Origin of the sequence: Dyella sedimenti (genome assembly GCF_022760995.1) — a bacterium.
GTDB lineage: Bacteria > Pseudomonadota > Gammaproteobacteria > Xanthomonadales > Rhodanobacteraceae > Dyella > Dyella sedimenti.
Genome location: NZ_JAKWJO010000002.1, coordinates 266,781 through 286,550, shown reverse-complemented (window position 1 = coordinate 286,550; position 19,770 = coordinate 266,781). Strand labels below are relative to the sequence as shown.

19 protein-coding genes and 1 tRNA gene are annotated in these 19,770 nt (G+C 68.1%); 9 read left to right on the top strand and 11 right to left on the bottom strand.

Annotated elements, in window-relative coordinates:
- The 3 genes from tsaC to purD all read left to right on the top strand — a co-directional run bounded on the left by tsaC (position 1) and on the right by purD (position 3,688).
- A complete protein-coding gene (gene tsaC / locus MJ605_RS06540; protein WP_243040446.1) occupies positions 1-573 on the top strand; it encodes an L-threonylcarbamoyladenylate synthase type 1 TsaC in 573 nt (190 codons plus the stop codon).
- A 186-nt stretch (positions 574-759) separates the two neighbouring features.
- Positions 760-2,142: an AMP-binding protein gene (locus MJ605_RS06535; RefSeq protein WP_243040445.1), complete on the top strand. Its 1,383-nt coding sequence runs from the start codon at positions 760-762 to the stop codon at positions 2,140-2,142.
- 262 nt (positions 2,143-2,404) lie between these two features.
- Positions 2,405-3,688, top strand: coding sequence for a phosphoribosylamine--glycine ligase (purD, locus tag MJ605_RS06530; RefSeq protein ID WP_243040444.1), 1,284 nt, complete (start codon positions 2,405-2,407; stop codon positions 3,686-3,688).
- Between the two features lie 81 nt (positions 3,689-3,769).
- On the opposite strand, the gene MJ605_RS06525 is transcribed toward purD, so the two are convergent.
- Positions 3,770-4,414 carry a dihydrofolate reductase family protein gene (locus MJ605_RS06525; protein WP_243040443.1) on the bottom strand — a complete coding sequence of 215 codons (645 nt, stop codon included), beginning with the start codon at positions 4,412-4,414 and terminating at the stop codon, positions 3,770-3,772.
- A gap of 140 nt (positions 4,415-4,554) precedes the next feature.
- Between MJ605_RS06525 and MJ605_RS06520 the strand changes: the two genes are divergently transcribed.
- Positions 4,555-6,429 (top strand): MFS transporter, encoded by a 1,875-nt coding sequence (locus tag MJ605_RS06520; RefSeq protein WP_243040442.1) that lies wholly within the window; start codon positions 4,555-4,557, stop codon positions 6,427-6,429.
- A 93-nt stretch (positions 6,430-6,522) separates the two neighbouring features.
- On the opposite strand, the gene MJ605_RS06515 is transcribed toward MJ605_RS06520, so the two are convergent.
- The 8 genes from MJ605_RS06515 to MJ605_RS06480 form a co-directional block, all read right to left on the bottom strand.
- A complete protein-coding gene (locus MJ605_RS06515) occupies positions 6,523-7,392 on the bottom strand; it encodes a cobalamin biosynthesis protein (RefSeq protein WP_243040441.1) in 870 nt (289 codons plus the stop codon).
- 70 nt (positions 7,393-7,462) lie between these two features.
- Positions 7,463-8,437, bottom strand: coding sequence for an NAD(+) diphosphatase (gene nudC / locus MJ605_RS06510; RefSeq protein WP_243040440.1), 975 nt, complete (start codon positions 8,435-8,437; stop codon positions 7,463-7,465).
- A 13-nt stretch (positions 8,438-8,450) separates the two neighbouring features.
- Positions 8,451-8,828, bottom strand: a complete 378-nt coding sequence (gene erpA, locus MJ605_RS06505) for an iron-sulfur cluster insertion protein ErpA (protein WP_243040439.1) — start codon at positions 8,826-8,828, stop codon at positions 8,451-8,453.
- Between the two features lie 46 nt (positions 8,829-8,874).
- Positions 8,875-9,306 (bottom strand): bactofilin family protein, encoded by a 432-nt coding sequence (locus tag MJ605_RS06500; protein ID WP_243040438.1) that lies wholly within the window; start codon positions 9,304-9,306, stop codon positions 8,875-8,877.
- Positions 9,293-10,045, bottom strand: coding sequence for a DUF6776 family protein (locus tag MJ605_RS06495; RefSeq protein WP_243040437.1), 753 nt, complete (start codon positions 10,043-10,045; stop codon positions 9,293-9,295). Before MJ605_RS06495 ends, MJ605_RS06500 begins: the two co-directional genes overlap by 14 nt.
- A gap of 161 nt (positions 10,046-10,206) precedes the next feature.
- Positions 10,207-10,677 carry a bacterioferritin gene (gene bfr, locus MJ605_RS06490; RefSeq protein WP_243040436.1) on the bottom strand — a complete coding sequence of 157 codons (471 nt, stop codon included), beginning with the start codon at positions 10,675-10,677 and terminating at the stop codon, positions 10,207-10,209.
- A 140-nt stretch (positions 10,678-10,817) separates the two neighbouring features.
- Positions 10,818-11,018: a (2Fe-2S)-binding protein gene (locus tag MJ605_RS06485; protein WP_243040747.1), complete on the bottom strand. Its 201-nt coding sequence runs from the start codon at positions 11,016-11,018 to the stop codon at positions 10,818-10,820.
- A 69-nt stretch (positions 11,019-11,087) separates the two neighbouring features.
- Entirely contained in the window at positions 11,088-11,642 is a 555-nt protein-coding gene (locus tag MJ605_RS06480; RefSeq protein ID WP_243040435.1) for an RNA pyrophosphohydrolase, read from the bottom strand.
- A gap of 168 nt (positions 11,643-11,810) precedes the next feature.
- Between MJ605_RS06480 and MJ605_RS06475 the strand changes: the two genes are divergently transcribed.
- Positions 11,811-11,887: transfer RNA gene (locus tag MJ605_RS06475), tRNA-Met, on the top strand.
- A 291-nt stretch (positions 11,888-12,178) separates the two neighbouring features.
- On the opposite strand, the gene MJ605_RS06470 is transcribed toward MJ605_RS06475, so the two are convergent.
- Complete coding sequence (locus MJ605_RS06470; protein ID WP_243040434.1) at positions 12,179-12,661, bottom strand: winged helix-turn-helix transcriptional regulator; 483 nt, start codon at positions 12,659-12,661, stop codon at positions 12,179-12,181.
- A gap of 146 nt (positions 12,662-12,807) precedes the next feature.
- Here MJ605_RS06470 and MJ605_RS06465 point away from each other — a divergent pair, with 146 nt between their 5' ends.
- The 4 genes from MJ605_RS06465 (at position 12,808) to MJ605_RS06450 (ending at position 18,560) form a co-directional block, all read left to right on the top strand.
- Positions 12,808-13,800, top strand: coding sequence for a quinone oxidoreductase family protein (locus MJ605_RS06465; RefSeq protein ID WP_243040433.1), 993 nt, complete (start codon positions 12,808-12,810; stop codon positions 13,798-13,800).
- 312 nt (positions 13,801-14,112) lie between these two features.
- Complete coding sequence (gene xylB, locus MJ605_RS06460) at positions 14,113-15,627, top strand: xylulokinase (protein ID WP_243040432.1); 1,515 nt, start codon at positions 14,113-14,115, stop codon at positions 15,625-15,627.
- Between the two features lie 49 nt (positions 15,628-15,676).
- Entirely contained in the window at positions 15,677-17,017 is a 1,341-nt protein-coding gene (gene xylA / locus MJ605_RS06455) for a xylose isomerase (protein WP_243040431.1), read from the top strand.
- 109 nt (positions 17,018-17,126) lie between these two features.
- A complete protein-coding gene (locus MJ605_RS06450; RefSeq protein ID WP_243040430.1) occupies positions 17,127-18,560 on the top strand; it encodes a sugar porter family MFS transporter in 1,434 nt (477 codons plus the stop codon).
- Between the two features lie 40 nt (positions 18,561-18,600).
- Here MJ605_RS06450 and MJ605_RS06445 read toward each other — a convergent pair whose 3' ends face one another.
- A complete protein-coding gene (locus MJ605_RS06445; RefSeq protein WP_243040429.1) occupies positions 18,601-19,686 on the bottom strand; it encodes a LacI family DNA-binding transcriptional regulator in 1,086 nt (361 codons plus the stop codon).
- Between the last annotated feature and the right edge of the window lie 84 nt (positions 19,687-19,770).

Below are 19,770 nucleotides of genomic sequence, written 5' to 3'. Positions count from 1 at the left end.
GTGGCGGCGCGCTTCACCCTCGCCGACCTGGACGCCGCCGCCGCGCTGCTGCGCCGTGGCGGCGTGTTGGCCTATCCCACCGAGGCGGTGTTCGGGCTCGGCTGCGATCCGCACGACCAGGCGGCCTTCGAACGGCTGTTCGCGCTCAAGCAGCGGCCGCCCACGCAGGGCGTGCTGCTGATCGCGGCGGACGTCGGCCAGGTCGAGCGCTACATCGATCGCGCGGCACTTCCCCGCGAGGTATTCGAGCAGGTGCTCTCCAGTTGGCCGGGGCCCTATACCTGGGTATTCCCCCGTTCGGCCGAGGTGCCGTCCTGGGTGGCCGGCGGGCATGCCGGCATCGCCCTCAGGGTCACCGCCCATGCGCCGGCGGCCGCGTTGTGCCGCACCTTCGGCGGCGCCCTGGTCTCCACCAGCGCCAATCCCCACGGCCAGCCGCCCGCGCGTTCCGCGGCGACGGTGGAGGCCTATTTCGGCGAGGCGCTGGACGGCCTGCTGGATGCGCCGCTGGGCGGCCAGGAGCGCCCCACGGCCATCCGCGACGCCATTTCCGGCGCTATCATCCGTGGCTGATAGGGGACCGTTCAGCCGGATCGACCGAAGGATGAACGGCTGGCACATGCCATGAGCCGCCGGTCGGGGCGGATTCAGTGGCTACCGTGAGGATGGGGGCCTCGCGGGCTCTCTCCACCAGTCCGTGGGCTGGCCCGGTGTGCGCCGGACCGGTCGGGGATCGATTGCAGTTTGCCGGAGATCGTCTTGGCCAAGGTTTTTGAAAATGCCCGGCAGGAACAGGCGCAAGGCCTTGCCCTGCCCTTGCTCGCGGCCGGCCATCCGCAGCGCACGGTGGCGTGGCGCCATGGCGAGGCCATCGGCGCCGGTCGCTTCCTGGCCCACGTGCGCGCGGTGGCCGATCAGCTGCCGCCCGCCGCGACCGCCGTGAACCTGTGCGAGGACCGCTATGCCTTCCTGGTGGCGTTCTGCGCCATCGCGCTGCGCGGCCAGGCCAACCTGCTGCCCTCCTCCCGCGCGCCGCAGGCGGTGGCCGAGGTGATGGCCATCCATCCGGGCTGCTACGCCGTGGGCGAACTGGTCCTGGACAATCCCCCGCCGCATTACCGCCACCTGCCCCTGCTGGCCGAGCCGCACGCGGTGGACGATGGCGACCTGGCAGTGCCGCCGATACCCGCCGATCAGGTGGTCGCCATCGGCTACACCTCTGGTTCCACCGGCGCGCCGAAGGGCACGTCCAAGACCTGGGGCAGTTTCCACGCCAGCAACGCCGGCAACCTGCGCGCGCTGCATGCGCAGGTGGGCAAGGGTTTCCAGGTGGTGGCCACGGTGCCCCCGCAGCACATGTACGGCGTGGAGATGTCGGTGCTGCTGCCCTTGCTTGACGAGGTGAGCGTGCATGCCGGCCGGCCGTTTTTCCCCGCCGACGTGGCCGCTGCGCTGGCCCAGGTACCGATGCCGCGCGTGCTGGTGACCACCCCGGTGCACCTGCGCGCCCTGATCGAATCAGGCGTGGCGCTGCCGCCGCTGGCCGCCCTGGTGTCGGCCACCGCGCCGATGCCGGTGGCGCTGGCCCAGGCCGCCGAGGCCCGCTACGGCGCTCCGCTGCTGGAAGTGTTCGGCTCCACCGAGACCTGCGTGTTCGCCAGCCGTCGCGCGGCCGCCGACGAACCTTGGACCCTGTACGAGGGCGTGCAGCTGCATCCCCAGCCGGACGGCACGCAGATCCGCGCGCCGCAGCTGGAACAGCCGATGACCCTGGCCGACATCGTCACCCTGCACGACGGCGGCCGCCGCTTCCGCCTGCGCGGCCGGCATGCCGACATGCTGGAGATCGCCGGCAAGCGCGCCTCGCTGGGCGATCTCACCCATCGCCTGCTGGCCGTGCCCGGCGTGAAGGACGGCGTGGTGTTCCAGCTCGACGATGGCGACGCCCTCGGCGTGCAGCGCATCGCCGCGCTGGCGGTGGCGCCGGAGCTGAGCGAGCACGCCATCCTCGACGCGCTGCGCCAGGCGGTGGACCCGGTGTTCCTGCCGCGTCCGCTCAAGCGCGTCGATGCCCTGCCGCGCAACGAGACCGGCAAGCTGCCCCGCGCGGCCCTGCTGGCCTTGCTGGAAGGGCGAAGCTGAGCATTTCTTAAAGCCTGTTCACGATCTCGGCGTGCCATCAATTACCCCTCCCGACCTCCCCTGCGCACAGCGGCCGGAGCGCATATCTTTTGGCTCCACCCCTGCTTGCAGGGGGGAGGTCGGGAGGGGTAGCCGGATGACACCGAAACTTTGACAGGCTCTTTGAACCGGTGCCCGTGCTGCGCTGCGCAAGTCCGCCCGGCCCCCTTACAATGGCGTACTGCGCTGTGATCGGCGCCACCCTTACGCAGTTGGAGCAAGCATGAAAGTCCTGGTCATCGGCAGCGGCGGTCGCGAGCATGCGCTGGCGTGGAAGCTCAAGCAGTCGCCGCGCGTGAGCGAGGTGATCGTGGCCCCGGGCAATGCGGGCACCGCCCGTGAGAAGGGCCTGCGCAACGCCAACGTGGCCGTCAACGACCTGGATGGCCTGTTCAAGCTGGCCAAGGACGAGAAGATCGAGCTGACCGTGGTCGGCCCCGAGGTGCCGCTGGTCGCTGGCCTGGTCGACAAGTTCCGCAGTGCCGGCCTGCGCTGCTTCGGCCCGCGCGCCGTGGCCGCGCAGCTGGAAGGTTCCAAGGCCTTCGCCAAGGACTTCCTGATGCGCCACAACATCCCCACCGCGCGCTACGCGGTATTCACCGAACTCAGCCCCGCGCTGGCCTACGTGCGCAAGCATGGCGCGCCGATCGTCATCAAGGCCGACGGCCTCGCCGCCGGCAAGGGCGTGGTGGTGGCGCTGACCCAGGCCGATGCCGAGCAGGCGCTGCACGACATGCTGGGCGCGCATGCCTTCGGCGATGCCTCCGCCCGCGTGGTGATCGAGGAATTCCTGGAAGGCGAGGAAGCCAGTTACATCGTGATGAGCGATGGCCAGCACGCGCTGCCGATGGCCAGCAGCCAGGACCACAAGCGCCGCGACGAGGGCGACCTCGGCCCCAACACCGGCGGCATGGGCGCGTACTCGCCCGCGCCGGTGGTCACGCCAGCGGTGGAGAAGCGCATCCTCAAGGAAGTGATCGAGCCCACCCTGCGCGGCATGGCGATGGAAGGCGCGCCCTTCATCGGCTTCCTCTACGCGGGCCTGATGATCGACAAGAGCGGCGCACCCAAGGTCATCGAATTCAACGTGCGCTTCGGCGATCCGGAAACGCAGCCGATCATGTTGCGCCTGAAGTCCGACCTGGTCGACCTGATCGAGGCCGCGCTGGACGGCGAGCTGCACCACACCCACGTGCAATGGGACCCGCGTCCCTCGCTGGGCGTGGTGATGGCTGCCGGCGGCTACCCGGGCAAGGTGCGCAGCGGCGACGTCATCACCGGCCTGGACGGCGACTTCGGCGCCGAGGTGAAGGTGTTCCACGCCGGCACCCAGCTCGATGCACAGGGGCGGGTGGTCACCGCCGGCGGCCGCGTGCTGACCGTATGCGCGCTGGGCAAGGACATCGCCGCCGCGCGCGAGCACGCCTATGCCGCCGTGGGCAAGATCCACTACGACGGCGCGTTCTGCCGCCGCGACATCGCCCATCGGGCGCTGCATCGCGGCTGATCCGTTGCACGATGGCCATCCTTGCGTCTCGACGTCGAGAGGCATAAGCGGATAGCCGCCCACAAGGCGGAGTGCGCCTTGCTAACTGTGCCGCAGGAACACGTGGGTGGCGCGTTCCCCGGCGATGCTGCCGGTACAGGCATAGCCCAGCGCGCGCAAGTCCAGATCGCGGAACAGCGATTCGCCGGTGCCGAGCAGCACCGGCCGCACGGCCAGGTGCATCTCGTCCACCAGGCGTTCGCGCAGGTAGGCGCGCACGGTGGCGACGCCGCCGCCCAGGCGCACGTCGCGTCCCTCCGCCGCTTCCCGCGCCTGTTCGAGCGCGGCATGGATGCCCTCGGTGACGAAGTGGAAGGTGGTGCCGCCGGCCATCGTGAACGACGGCCGCGCGTGGTGGGTCAGTACGAACACCGGCACGTGGTAGGGCGGTTCCTCGCCCCACCAGCCTTTCCAACTGTCGTCCGGCCAGGGGCCGCGCACCGGGCCGAACATGTGGCGCCCCAGGATCCACGCGCCGATGCCCTCGAAACCCTGCTCCGCCATGGCATTGTCGACACCGGTCTCGCCGCCCTCCTGGCCGTGCATCCGGCGCCAGGCGCGCGTGTGGAAGAACCATTCCATCAGGTCCGCGCCTCCCCGGCCGAGCGGATTATCCAGGTCCTGGCCAGGGCCCGCGCCGTAGCCATCCAGGGAAAGGGTGAAGCTCTGTACGCGAAGCTTGGACATCATGTTCTCGTCAAGGTTGAGCCGGATCGGCCCGGCATGATGTCGACGAACCTGCGGCACCGATTTCGACGTCGTGGCTTGATATGTGGCCGCCATCGTTTCGCGCTAGGCTTTGCCGTGATCCCTCACCAGCCCCGCGCATGAGCCAATTCCAACTGCTCGGCAGCCGCCGCTTCGCCCCGTTCTTCTGGACTCAGGCGCTGGGGGCGTTCAACGATAACGCCTTCCGCAATGCGCTGGTCATGCTGGTGGCGTTCCAGATGGGGCTGGACGACAGGACGGTGTCGCTCTACACCAACCTGGCGCCGGCCCTGTTCATCCTGCCGTATTTCCTGTTCTCGGCCACCGCCGGCCAGCTGGCGGAGAAGTACGAGAAATCGCGCATCATCCGCTACGTGAAGCTGTTCGAGATCGCCGCGATGGCGATCGCGGCGGTCGGCTTCTACACCCATCACACCATCCTGCTGCTGGTGGTGCTGTTCCTGATGGGGCTGCATTCGACCACGTTCGGTCCGATCAAGTACGCCATCCTGCCGCAAGCCTTGAAGCCGGAGGAACTGGTGGGCGGCAACGGCATGGTGGAAATGGGCACGCAGCTGTCCATGCTGGTCGGCATGATTGCCGGCAATGGGCTGATGCTGATCGCCGGCTACGGACCGGTCGCCGCATCGGCGGCCACCATCCTGGTGGCGGTGCTCGGTTATCTCGCCAGCCGGCGCATCCCACCGGCGCCGGCCACCGCGCCGGAACTGGCCTTCAACTGGAATCCGCTCACCGAGACCGGGCGCGTGCTCGGCATCACCCGGCAGGACCGGCGCGTGTTCAACGCGGTGCTCGGGATTTCCTGGTACTGGTTCTTCGGCACGGTGCTGATCGCGCAGTTGCCCAACTACACGCGCGTCAACCTCGGTGGCGATGGTTCGGTCAACACGCTGGTGCTTACGCTGTTCTCGCTGGGCACGGGCGTTGGCGCCCTGCTGTGCGAGCGCATGTCGGGGCGCCGCGTGGAGGTGGGCCTGGTGCCGCTCGGCGCGTTCGGGCTCACCGCGTTCGGCGTGGATCTCTACTTCGCCCATCCGCACGTGGCGACCGTGCATGGGCTGGACTGGCTCGGTTTCCTGCGTGGCGCGGGAAGCTGGCGCGTGGCACTGGACCTCACCTTGATCGGCGTCTTCAGCGGTTTCTACGTGGTGCCGCTGTTCGCCTACGTGCAGGCGCGCACGCCGGGCAGCCGGCTGTCGCGGGTGATCGCCGGCACCAACATCCTCAACGCACTGTTCATCTGCCTGGCGTCGGGTTTCGGCCTGGCGCTCGGCGCGCTGGGCCTGACCGCGGTGCAGATCTTCCTCGCCGCCGCCGTGCTCAACGTGGCGGTGGCGACGTACATCTTCACCATCGTTCCCGAGTTCCTGATGCGCTTCATCACCTGGGTGCTGGTGAACACGCTGTACCGCGTGCGCGTGGACGGGCTGGAACGCATTCCGCACGAAGGTCCGGCCTTGCTGGTGTGCAACCACGTCAGCTTCATGGACCCGCTGGTGCTGATGGCCAACCTGCGGCGGCCCGCGCGCTTCGTCATGTACTACCGGATCTTCAACGTTCCCGTGCTGCGGTTCGTGTTCCGCACGGCCCGGGCGATCCCCATTGCCGGCCACAAGGAAGATCCGGCCGTGCTGCGGAAGGCCTACGACGAAGTGGATGCCGCGCTGGCGGCGGGCGAGCTGGTGTGCATCTTTCCCGAGGGCGGGCTCACCCGTGACGGCGACATCGCGCCGTTCCGCCCGGGCGTGGCGCATATCCTGGAGCGCCGCCCGGTGCCGGTGGTGCCGCTGGCGCTGCGTGGCCTGTGGGGCAGCGTATGGAGCCGGCGCGACTCGATGCTGCACCGGGCGCGCCTGCCGCGCCGTTTCCGGGCGCGGGTGGAATTGGTGGCCGGCGCGCCCATTGCGCCGGACGACGCGGGCCTGGCGACGCTGGAAGCGCGGGTACGCGAGTTGCGCGGCGACTACGCGTAGGCGTCATCGCCCCTGTAGGCGCGCACCCAGTGCGCGAACCCGAGGCAACGATGATCGCGCACTGGGTGCGCGCCTACAGGCGCTGTCGTGGGGTCAGCGCATCCAGCCGGCCAGTACGACCAGCGCCACCAGGCTGAGCCACGTCAACAGGGCGCGCAGCAGGGCGCTGCGCAGGCGGACCAGTTCGCCCAGCGTATCGACGCGCTCCTCCGCGTAGCCGTCGCCGGCCTCGATATCGACCTGCACGTCGGCGCGCGCGGCGGCGCCGAGGAAACCCGGGCCCTCCACGTACCAGCTGTTGGGTGATTGCTGCTGGTGCCAGCGCTTCCACGCGCCGATCACCGCGTCCCAATGGCCGACCAGGGCCAGCGTGAACACCATCAGTTGCGCGGGCAGCCAGTCGGCGGCGTTGGCGAAGGCATGCGCCGCGGCGCGCGCGGACGGGTCCAGGCGCAAGCTGGGATCGCGCCCCAGCGTCTGCGCCAGGCGGTACAGCAGCGCGCCGGCAGGACCCAGCAGGAAGAACCACAGCAGCACGCCGAAGCGCCGCCGCAGCGCCGCGTAGGCCGTGGCCTCGCCCAGCGCGATGGCGTTCCAGGCCACCGCCTCGCCGTCATCGGACAACGCCTGCGCGGCGGCCTCGCGCGAGGCCTGGTCCGGGGCCTTGATGATGGCCTCCAGGTCTGCCTCGAAGGCATGCGGCCCGAAGCAGTACAACAGCACCACCAGCGAGAACGCCAGCCGGAACAGCTCGCTGCCCGGCAGCAGCGTGAGCAGCCACAGCACCACCAGGCAGAACACCACCGGCACGCCCAGCGTCACCGCCACGCGCGCGGGGCCGGCGGTGTCGCCCAGCTGCGCCACCCAGCGGCGGAAGCCGCCGTCGCCGCGCCAGTGCGCCAGTTGTGGCAGCACGTGCAACAGGCCGAGGGCGATGAGCGCGGTAAGCAGGCTGACTGCCATGGACGTGAGTTCTCCCTGTCGATGGCCGCATTGTAGGGCAAGGGGCAGGCCCGCTTGCGGGTGCCGGACGTCAGCGTCTGGCGTATTGCGCCACCAGTGTGTCGAGGTCCGTTCCCGCCTGTTGCTGCAGCCAATGGGACAGCAGGTGGTAGGACACCGACAAGGGCGGCGAGGGCAGGAAGCTGCCATTGGCGAGGCCGTCGACGATGTCCTGCGGGGTGAACCAGCGCGCCTCCTCCAGTTCGCGGTCGCGCAGGCGGATTTCAGGCGAGACCGCCTTGGCGGTGAAGCCCACCATCAGCGATTGCGGCAGCGGCCAGGGCTGCGAGGAGTGGTAGCGCACCTCGCCCACGAGCACACCCGATTCCTCGGCGACCTCGCGTCGCACGGCATCCTCCAGCGCCTCGCCGGGCTCGACGAAGCCGGCCAGGGTGGAATAGCGGCCCTTGGGCCAGCCGGCCTGGCGGCCCAGCAGGCAGCGGCCCTCGTATTCGACGATCACGATCACCGCCGCGTCGGTGCGGGGGAAGTGCATGCGGCCACAATCGTTGTTGGTGCACTGCGCGCGATGCCCTGAGGCCACCAGCACCACCGGCGCGCCGCAGTAGGCGCAGTGGCGCGTCTCGCGCTGCCAATGCGCCAGGCCCTTGCCGTAGGCGAACAGCCCGGCCTCGTCGGCGGGCAGTTGCAGGCCCACCTCGCGCAGGCTGGCGCGGCGCGCGTCCAGCAGGGTCGCCAGCTCGGCGGCGCGGGCGTCGTCGTCCACCGTCAGCAGAAAACGCGGCTGCTCATGGGCGAAGCCTAGGAAACTGGCCTTCAGGTCGCCCAGCCAGCGCTCGCGCTCGGCGACGTCGAGCCAGCGCAGCGCGGGTCGTCCGGGATGCAGGTAGGTTTCGCCCAGCGGGTCGATCGCCAGGTAGCGCGCCTGCGCCGAAGCGGCCAGATCGCCCACCCACATCGACTCGTCGCGCCGCTCGGCGACGCGATCGAGCACGTGGCTCAGGCCCGCGAAAGTGTTGAGGCGCGGCAGGGGATTGCGGTCCATGCCGTGGCGGCGCTCAGGTGGAGAAGGAGGAGCCGCAGCCGCAGGTGGTCTTGGCGTTGGGGTTGCGGATGACGAACTGCGCGCCGCTCAGGCTTTCCGAGTAATCGATCTCGGCGCCGGTGAGGTACTGCAGCGACAGCGGGTCGACCAGCAGGGTGACGCCCTCGCGGTTGAGCGCGAAATCGTCCTCGGCCTGGGCCTCGTCGAAGGTGAAGCCATACTGGAAGCCCGAGCAGCCGCCGCCGGTGATGTACACGCGTAGCTTCAGCTCGGGATTGCCTTCCTCCGCGATCAGCTCGTGCACCTTGCGGGCCGCGGCCTGGGTGAACACCAGCGGCTCGCCGGCGTTGCGGTAGTCGGGAACGATGGGAAGGGGGACGACGGTATCCATGGGACCCAGATGGGGGTGCGACGATATGTACGCAAGGATAGCGCGATCAGGCCGGCACGGCGTCGGCCTCTGTCTCGGCTATGGCGGGGGACGGCAGCTCGCGCAGCGGCATCTCGGCGGTGTGGTGACTCATGTGGCCGTTCACCTGGGCGCCGGCGGCCATTTCCAGGGTGCGGTAGTGCACGTCGCCGGTGACGCGGGCCGCCGGCGCCAGTTCCAGGCGTTCGCTGGCGTGGATGTCGCCCCGCACTTGGCCGTTGATGATGGCGTGCGGCACTTGGATCTCACCCTCCACGATACCGTGCTCGCTGAGCGTGAACACCGCCCCTTCCTCGCCGGCCTGTACCGAGCCCACGACCTGGCCATCCAGGTGCAGGGTGCCGCTGAAACGCACCTGGCCCCGGATGAGGGTGCCGCGCGCGATCAGGCTGGTGTCCGCGCCGGTCGCGGCGCGTTCGGAGCGTTTACGGTTGAGCATCTTGTTCCCCCTGGGTCGGTGTGAGGTGGCCGGACAGCGCCTCGCCCCAGGCCACCGGGCGAGTGACCGCGTCGTCACCGCTCGGACGGGCGGTGACCAGCAGGCGGGTGGGCCGGAAGTCGGCGGGCAGCACGATGGTGCTGTGCAGCTGCTGGAAATACTTGAAGCGAAAGGGAACGCCGCCGGCCTGGGCGGTGTCGCCCAACGCGTCCCAGCCCAGCTGGACCACCTTGTCGCCGCGCAGGCCCTCCACGCTCACCGTGGCGGTGCCGATCACGTCCTCGCCCCGCTTGGCGTTCTGGGTCAGGCTGAGGGTGAGGTTCCAGGCATGCGAGTCGGCGACCGGCCGCAGGCGCACCTCCTGCACCTTGAGCCCCTCGCGCTGGGCATCGCCCCCGGTCAGGCGCGCGTAGAAGCCCAGGTCGGCGCGCAGGCCGCTGATCTCCTCCTCGCGCTCGGCCAGGGTCTTGCGCACCGAACGGTTGGCGATGTCGGCCACCTGGCCTGCGCGCTGCAGGTTGGCCACCTGCTGCTGCAGGTCGTCGTTCTGCCTGGCCAGCGCCTTGAGCTGGCGCATCTCGGTGGCGGCGGGCGTGGCGCGGTGGGCCAGGCCGCCGGCCAGCACGGCCACCAGCGCCAGGCTGGCGACCCAGGCAAGGCCCATCCATAGCGCGCGCCGCCGCTGGCCGGCCGCATCGTGCGGCCGCACCACGAAGCGCGGGGGTGGGCGTGAAGCCATGCGCGGCCTTCCCGGGAAAAGCCAAGGTATAGCCGCGGCGTGACGGAAGCGTCAAGGAACAAGGCCACGCTTTGCGTGGCCCTGGGCACAGCGGGCATGGCCCCGCTGCTTGTGCCGTCCGGCGAAGGCGCCGGCAGGGCGCTTCGCGGGGGACCTGCCGGTCAGCTGTCGATCTTGGCCTGCAGGTAGCGCTCGATGCTGATGTCCTTGATCAGGCTGAACTGGGTTTCCAGCCAGTCGATGTGCTCTTCCTCGTCGTGGAGGATGCTCTTGAACAGGTCGCGGCTGACGTAGTCGGCGATGCCTTCGCTGTAGGCGATGGCCTCGCGCAGGTCCTTCACCGCGGCCATCTCCAGGTCCAGGTCGCCCTGCAGGCATTCGGCCGTGTTTTCGCCGATGCGCAGCTTGCCCAGGTGCTGCAGGTTGGGCAGGCCGTCGAGGAACAGGATGCGCTCGATCAGGTGATCGGCGTGCTTCATTTCCTCGATTGATTCCTTGTACTCGTGCTCCGCCAGCTCGTTGTAGCCCCAGTTCTTGTACATGCGGTAATGCAGGAAGTACTGGTTGATCGCGGTCAGTTCGTTGTAGAGCACCTTGTTGAGGAACTCGATGACCTTGGCGTCGCCCTTCATGGGTAGTCTCCTTACGCTGACAGCGAGGGACTATACGTCCTCCCCCGGCAGGGATGACGGAACGAGAATGACTCAGCGTGGCCAACGAAAAACGCGCAGCAGGGGCTGCGCGTTTCGGGTGGAGCGTGCGTGCGCCGGAATCAGGCCGTGGCGGCGACCGGCAGGGCCAGCGATACCTGCTGGACAGCCTTGTCGAGGGTGGCCCTCGCCTCCTGTTCGCAGCAGCCGCAGCAGTCCGAGCAGCCGGTGCGCGCCTGCAGGTCGCTGAAGCGGTGGATGCCCTCGGCGGCGGCGCGGCGGATGTCGCCGTCGGTCACGGCGTTGCACATGCAGATATACATGGGCATGTATGGGAACGCAAATGCGAATGATTGTCAACTATTGGCTGGCAACCCGGGGCGGAAGCGAGGTCAGGCCGCCGCCTGGCCCTTGCGTGGATGGTCGCGCTGGTCCGACGGGCGCTGGGGCAGGTCGCCCAGATCCATGCTTAATAGCGATTCCACCAGCGGCGCGAAGTGGCGCAGCGCGCGCTCGTAGACCTGCCGCTTGAAATTGACCACGTGCGCGGCGGGATACCAGAAATCCACCCAGCGCCAGTGGTCGAACTCGGGCTTTTCGCAGGCGTCCAGGCGCAGCGCCTCCTCGCCGCCCACCAGGCGCAGCAGGAACCACACTTGCTTCTGGCCGATGCAGGTGGGGCGCTGGTGATGGCGGATGTACCGGCTGGGCAGGCGATAGCGCAGCCAGCCGCGGGTGGCGCCGACCACTTCGACGTGATGCGGAGCGAGGCCGGTTTCCTCCTCCAGCTCGCGGTACATGGCCTCCAGCGGGGTCTCGTCGCTGCGCATGCCGCCCTGGGGGAACTGCCAGCCGTCACGATTGACGCGGCGCGCCCAGAACAGTCGGCCGTCTGCGTTCAGCAGCACGATGCCCACATTCGGACGGTAGCCATCAACGTCGATCATGTCGCCTCCTCGGGCCAGCGCGCCAGGCGGCGGCCCTCAAGGACGATTCAACCATGCGGGTAAGGTCCGGGCAAGCCAGCCTCTTGAACCCAAGGGCCAGGGCGACTAAACTGCCGCGCCCCGCCTGATCGACGCCAGGTCGACGACACCCGGCGGGACGCACCCCATGGCTATGTAGCTCAGCCGGTTAGAGCACAGCACTCATAATGCTGGGGTCGGTGGTTCGAGTCCACCCATAGCCACCATATAAGCATCCATATTTGTCCAATGGCGTCCAGGGAATCCTGTTGCAGCAAGGGTTTCCAGCCATCGTGGCATCCAAGCTTGTCCATTGAAATCTAAGAGCCTGTTCACGATCTCCCCGTAGCCCGCGCCGGGGAGATCGTGAACAGGCTCTAAGGGCTCTTGAGGGTCAGGCCAGGGAGTGGGATGTTGGTCGCGAATCACTTTGATGCAGCCCGTAGGGCCGGCTAGATAGAAGAGCGTGTCGCCGATGGCGGAAGCAAGTGCGCGCTCGGGCCTCCCTTGCCATACGATCATGGGAAGTCGCCCGCCTCCCCTGCAGGCGGCTGGTCGCAGGACAGGCGCCCGAGTAGCAGGTCGGCGACGCGTAGCGGGCGGCCATCATGCGAAGTCACCTGAAGGCGCGCCACTGGGCGCCCTGTCTTGGCTTCAAGCAGCGGCGGGTGGCTTTCGCCCCGCGCGAAACACATCTCCTCGCCCCATTGGCGCAAAGCCACGATTACGGTCAGCAACCCTTCCCCCTTGGGCGTGAGAGCGTACTCGCGATAGGCGCTGCCGTCGGACGCGGGAACCGTTTCCATGATGCCCAACGCCACCAGACGCTTGAGGCGCTGCGTGAGAATGTTTTTGGCCAGGCCGAGGCTCTTCTGAAAATCGCCAAAGCGCCGGACCCCAGCCAGGGCGTCCCGAACAATCAATAGCGACCACCAATCCCCCACCGCATCCAGGCTGCGGGCAATAGGACAAGCGGATTTATCGAAGCTTATGCGTCGCATGAGAAGTCTCACCAAAATCTAGTTGCATTATGCAACCGCGCAGGGGCATACTTCAAATTTGGTTGCATTATTAAACTAACTTTAGAGCCGCGCCCGCCCTTCTTCAGGGCCGGTCCTTACCCCTGAACCCGTCTTTGAGATCCCCAATGAAAGCCATTCAATATCAGTCCTATGGAAGCTATGAGGAAAACCGCCTGGTCGCCCTGGAACGCCCTGTGCCCAAGGCCGGCGAGGTCTTGGTGGCCATGCGCGCGGTCGGCGTGAACCCGCTGGACAACACCTTCCGTTCCGGTCACATCTATTTCGCCACCCCCCAGAATCTGCCTCGCATTGGCGGCCAGACCGGCGTAGGCGTCGTTGTCGAATCCGGCGGTTCCCAGTTCCATGCCGGCGATCGCGTTTTCGTTACGGGTCAGGGTTTGGGTTTGACGGTGGACGGCACTTGGCGAGAGTTCGTCGCCGTTCCGGCAGGCGGCCTCATACCCGTGCCGGCTCAACTGGATGACGCGCACGCCGCGGCGTTTCTGGCGGGCGCCGGTTACTTGACCGGTTACTTGGCGCTTACCGAACTGGCGAAGTTCAAGGAAGGCCAGACCGTACTCGCTCCAGCGATTGGCAGCGCCGTGGGCATGGAAACCGTCCAGATTGCACGTCGGCTGGGCGCGTCCAAAGTGATCTCCACGGCCAGCACCACCGAGAAGGTCGAGCTGGCGCGTGCGGATGGCTACGAGCATGTCATCGACCTTTCCAGGGAGACCCTCAAGGACGGCGTCATGCGCATCACCGAAGGCAAAGGTGTTGACACTGTCGTGGATGGCGTCAGCGGCAAGCTGACGAGTCAGGCCCTTGCCTCACTGGCATTTGGCGGCAGTCTCGTGATCGCTGGCTACGCGGGCGGCCGCGAGGTCGACGTTGATGTCACCGACATCATCTGGAAGGCCTCGTCCGTGCACGGTTTCAGCTTCCGTGCCTTCGCGCCGGAAACCATTGGCGCCGCCATGCGTACGATCTTCGGTTACCTGGGTGAAGGTGCGCTCAAGCCCAAGATCAGCAAGACCTTCCCGTTGGAACACGCCCCCGAGGCCTTGCGCTACCTGATCGAAAGCCGCCCATATGGCCGAGTGGTGATGGAAGTGTAAGCATCGTTCCGGAGCGAAAGCGAAGCGGTGATGAACGGACGTCGCGCGATGTCATTACGGTATTGAACGAGGCTGCTCAATTGTCGAGTCCTGGTGCGAAACCGTATGCGCCGCCGCTGGCGCATGCGGTTCATGTCGTTGCCGGCCAGCGGTCATGCGCCGCCCGCTTTTTTGCACTGCGACATGGCTTTTCCCGAAGGCGCGAGTACAGTCGGCCCACCGCAACCTCCGACTGGCGAGCGCTTGCTTCGTCGTTGGGGGTTTTCTTGGCTGGATTGATGGTAGCGCTAACATTTCGGGCTGTGGAAACGTATGAGCCTTGTGGTTGGACTCGATGTCGGTACCCAGAGCGTCAAGCTGGTCGCCTACGATGCTGCGGCACGCCGCGTAGTAGCCACCCATGGCCATTCGCTCGAATTGATCGCCGGCGATGACGGCAGCCGCGAGCAGCGGGCCGAATGGTGGATCGGGGCGATCCGCACCTGCTTCGGCAAGCTGGATGCGGCCTCGCGCTCGCGCGTGGCCGCCATCGGGGTGTCGGGCCAGCAGCATGGCTTCGTGCCGCTGGATGCCGCCGGCCAGGTGCTGGCGCCGGCCAAGCTGTGGTGCGATACCAGCACGCAGCGCGAATGCGAGGAGATCATGGACGCCGTCGGCGGCGCGCAGCGCTGCGTCGAGCTTGCCGGCAATCCGATCCTGGCCGGCTATACGGCCTCCAAGCTGCCGTGGACGCGCAAGCATCGTCCGGACGTCTACGCGCGGCTGGCGACGATCCTGCTGCCGCACGACTACGTGAACTTCTGGCTCACCGGCGAGCGCTGGATGGAATCCGGCGACGCGTCCGGCACCGGCTGGCTGGACGTGCGCACGCGACGCTGGTCGCCGGAGCTGCTCGCCGCCACCGATCCGGACCGTGACCTGTCCGCCTGCCTGCCGCCGCTGGTGAAGGCGGACGCGAGCTTCCCCATCGCATCGTCCATCGCCGCGGAACTTGGCCTGCCGCGCAGCGTGCGCGTGTCCGCCGGCGGCGGTGACAACATGATGGCGGCGATCGGCACCGGCAACGTCGCGCCGGGCGTGCTGAGCATGAGCCTGGGCACCTCGGGCACGCTGTTCGCCCACGCCGACCATCCGGTGGTGGACGACGCGGCCGGCTGGGCCGCGTTCTGCTCTTCCGCCGGCGGCTGGTTGCCGCTGATCTGCACCATGAACTGCACCCTCGCCACCGAAGGCGTGGCCAAGGCCTTCGGCTTCGGCACGCGCGATGGCGATGTGGTGATGGCCGGAACCGCGCCCGGTGCGGGCGGCCTGGTGATGCTGCCGTTCTTCAACGGCGAGCGCACGCCGGACCTGCCGTACGCGCGCGGCAGCCTGCACGGCGTGGACCTGGGCAACCTCACCTGCGCCAACGTCTACCGCGCCGCGATGGAAGGCGCGACTTACGCGCTGCGCAACGGCTACGACGCCCTGCTGGGCGCCGGCCTGCGCTTCGACGCCATCCGCCTCACCGGCGGCGGCAGCCACAGTGCCGCATGGCGGCAGATGGTGGCCGACGTGTTCGGCCTGCCGGTGGAAGTGCCGCTGCAGGCCGAGGGCGCCGCGTTCGGCGCCGCCTTGCAGGCGCTGTGGGCGCATGCGCGCGCCACGGGCGAGAAGGCCGACCTGGCCACTATCGCGCGTGAGCACGTGCTGATCGCGCCCGGCCTGTCGGCGCGTCCGGATCCGAAAGACAGCGTGGCCTACCAGGGCCACTACCGCCAGTTTCTGCGCCACCTCGAGGTGGCCAGGTCGTTCTACGCGAATCCCCCGGCGGCGGGCGCCGGTTGATTCGCCGCAGAGCTTGCATCCAACCACTTCCCGACTAGGACTCGAACCCATGAGCACCCCTTTCATCGGCAAACGCGAATATTTCCCCGGTATCGGCCGCATTCCGTTCGAGGGCCTCGGATCGGACAACCCGCTGGCCTTCAAGCACTACGACGCCAACAAGAAGATCGGCGACAAGACCATGGCCGAGCACCTGCGCTTCGCCGTGTGCTACTGGCACAGCTTCTGCAACACCGGGCATGACCCGTTCGGCCCGGGCACGCGTGTCTACCCGTGGGACACGGCGGCCAGCACGCCGCTGGGCCGCGCCGAGGACAAGATCGACGCCGCGTTCGAGTTCTTCACCAAGCTGGGCGTGCCGTACTACTGCTTCCACGACATCGACATGGCGCCGGACGCCGACGACGTGGCCGAATACGAGAAGAACCTCAAGCACATGGTGGCCCTGGCCAAGGAACGCCAGCAGGCCACCGGCATCAAGCTGCTGTGGGGCACGGCGAACCTGTTCAGCCATCCGCGCTACATGAACGGCGCGGCGACCAATCCCGATTTCGCGGTGGTGGCGCGCGCGGCGGCGCAGATCAAGGCGGCGCTGGAGGCCACGGTGGAGCTGGGCGGCGGCAACTACGTGTTCTGGGGTGGCCGCGAGGGCTATGCCACGCTGCACAACACCAACATGAAGCGCGAGCTGGAGCACTTCGCGCGCTTCCTCACCCTGGCACGCGACTATGGCCGCAGCATCGGCTTCAAGGGCAACTTCCTGATCGAACCCAAGCCAATGGAGCCGATGAAGCACCAGTACGACTTCGACTCGGCCACCGTGGCCGGCTTCCTGCAGCAGCACGGCCTGGACAAGGACTTCAAGCTCAACATCGAGGCCAACCATGCCACGCTGTCGGGCCATACCTTCGAGCACGATCTGCAGGTGGCCTCCGACCACGGCCTGCTCGGCAGCATCGACGCCAACCGCGGCAATGCGCAGAACGGCTGGGATACCGACCAGTTCCCGAGCGACCTGTACGACACCGTGGGCGCGATGCTGGTGGTGCTGCGCCAGGGCGGCCTGGCGCCGGGCGGCCTGAACTTCGACGCCAAGGTGCGTCGCGAGTCGACCGATGCCGATGACCTGTTCCTGGCCCATATCGGCGGCATGGACGCGTTCGCGCGTGGCCTGGAAGTGGCCCACGCGCTGCTGACTCAGTCGCCGCTGGAAAAATGGCGCGCCGAACGCTATGCCAGCTTCGATGCCGGCGCGGGCCGCGACTTCGAGCAGGGCAAGCTCAGCCTGGCCGACCTGCGCGACCTGGCGGCGAAGAGTGGCGAGCCGGCCAAGACCAGCGGCAAGCAGGAACGCTACGAGAACCTGTTCAACCAGTACCTGCTGCGCTGAGCGGCGGCGGCGCGCATCGTCCGCGTCGGATCGAGGGGCGGCAAGGCACGCAGGAACGTGCCTTGCCGATAGGGGAAGGTCAGACATACGGTCATGAGATACCGACGGCATGAACAGCGTCCTGCTTGAAAGCGCGCTCGGCACGCGGCACGCGGAAAACACCCGGCTCATCGTGCAGATCAGCTGCGTCGCCACCCTGGGCGGCTTCCTGTTCGGTTTCGACAGCGGCGTCATCAACGGCACCGTGGACGGCCTGAAGCAGGCCTTCCATTCCAGCTCCGCGGCGATCGGCTTCGAGGTCGCCTCGATGCTGCTCGGCTGCGCGCTGGGCGCGTTCTTCGCCGGCCGCGTCGCCGACTACTGGGGGCGGCGCTCGGTGCTTATCATCTCGGCGCTGCTGTTCCTGCTGTCGGCGCTGGGCGCGGGCGCGGCAGCCGGCGCCGCCTGGTTCGTCGCCGCGCGCATCACCGGCGGTTTCGCGGTGGGCGCGGCCAGCGTGATCGCCCCGGCCTATATCGCCGAGGTGGCGCCGGCGCGCTATCGCGGACGGCTGGCCACGGTGCAGCAGATCGCCATCATCAGCGGGCTGTTCTGTGCCTTCCTGAGCAACTACTTGCTGGCCAGGGCGGCCGGTGCCTCCACCGGCACGCTGTGGCTGGGCCAGGATGCGTGGCGCTGGATGTTCTGGATGCAGGCGCTGCCCTCGTCGCTGTTCCTGGTCTCGCTGCTGTTCATTCCCGAGAGCCCGCGTTTCCTGGTGGTGCGCAAGCGCGACGTCGAGGCCGCGGCGGTGCTGGCGCGCCTGTACGGCGAGGCCGAGGCGCGCACCAAGCTGGTCGAGATCGGCGCGTCGCTGGCGCAGGACCGCCACCGTCCGCGGCTGTCGGACCTGCTGGACAAGGCCAGCGGCAAGATCCGCCCCATCGTCTGGGTGGGCGTCGGCCTGGCGGCGTTCCAGCAGCTGGTGGGCATCAACGTGGTGTTCTACTACGGCGCGGTGTTGTGGCAGGCGGTGGGTTTCTCCGAAAGCGACGCGCTGCTGATAAACGTGATTTCCGGCGCGCTGAGCATCGGCGCGTGCCTGATCGCGGTGCTGCTGATCGACAAGGTCGGGCGCAAGCCGCTGCTGTGGATCGGTTCGGTCGGCATGGCGATTACGTTGTCGCTGGTGACCTTCGCCTTCGCCCGGGCGGGCCTGGACGCTGGCGGCAAGCTCGCGCTGTCGCCGGCGATGGGCACGCTGGCGCTGGTGGCAGCCAATGTCTACGTGGCCTTCTTCAACATGTCGTGGGGGCCGGTGATGTGGGTGATGCTGGGCGAGATGTTCCCTAACCAGATCCGCGGCTCGGGCCTGGCGGTGGCGGGCGCGGCGCAATGGACGTCCAATTTCGCCATCACCGTGACCTTTCCGATCCTGCTGGCCAGCATCGGCCTGGCGGGCGCCTATGGGCTGTATGCGGCGGCGGCGGCGGTGTCGATCGTGTTCGTGCTGCGTTGCGTGCACGAGACGCGCGGCAAGGAACTGGAACAGATGGAGGGCTAGCGTGGTGCGCCGCGATGCCCTCGTCCGCCGTCGCCTTCTTTCAGCCGCGCGGCTTGCCGCCGCTGGCGGTGGCCGGCGGCGGCGCCACCGAGCCGCGCTTGATCAGCTGGTGGGCGACCACGTGATCGACCACCACCTTGGTTTCGCTTTCCTTGCGGCGGATCGTGCGCTGCAGGATGTCGATGGCCGAGTCGGCCATGCTGGCGATCGGCTGGCGCACCGTAGTGAGTTCCGGCCACACCGTGGTCGCCGCCGAGGTATCGTCGAAGCCCACGATGGAAAGATCGCGCGGCACATCCAGCCCGCGCCGGTGCGCCACCGAGATCGCGGCGGACGCCATGTCGTCGTTGCTGGCGAAGATGGCGGTGGGCGGCCGCTTCAGCGACAGCAGCTTTTCCACCGCCTCCAGCCCCGAGCGGTAGGTGAAGTAGCCCTGCTGCACCAGCGCGGGGTCCGGCGCGATGCCTGCCTCCTTGAGCGCGGCCTGGTAGCCCTCGAAGCGCCGCGTGCTGGCGGTCTGGTTGGGATGGCCCTTGACGAAGGCGATGCGCGCGTGGCCCGACGTGAGCAGGTACTCGGTGATCTCCCTGCTGGCGAGGTAGTCGTCGATGCGCACGCTGGAGATGTCGTGGTTGAAGCGTCCGGAGGCGATCGCCACCACCGGCACGCCGGCGTCGACCAGTTCCTCGATCACCACTTTCGATTCGCACAGGGGGGGCGGCAGGATCACCCCGGCGACGCTCTTGGCCAGCGCGCGCGCGGCCTTGCGGTCGCCGTTGGCGTCCAGCTCGTCCCAGTCCTCGATGACCAGCTGCGACGCGGTGCGCGCCGAGCCGCGCAGCGCGCCGAGCAGCAGCTCGCGCAGGTAGGCCGCGCTGGGGTTGGTGTAGATCAGCGCGATGCGCGCGTCCTGCGCCGCCGCCAGCGAGCTGGCGGCGAGGTTGGGGATGTAGCCCAGTTCCTGCACCGCGTGCAGCACGCGCTCGCGGGTGGAGTCGCGCACCTTGCTGTGGCCGTTGACCACGCGGGATACCGTCATGGCCGATACCTTGGCGAGCGCGGCCACGTCGTCGATCGTCACGGCGGCTCCCTTGCGGCGAACCGACTTCCTGCCTGTCTTCTTCAATGCCGTTTCCCCTCGCGCGAAGCTGGAGCCGCAGCGACCGTGTCGTACGGGGCACGGGGAACCCTACTGACTCCGGATCGGATA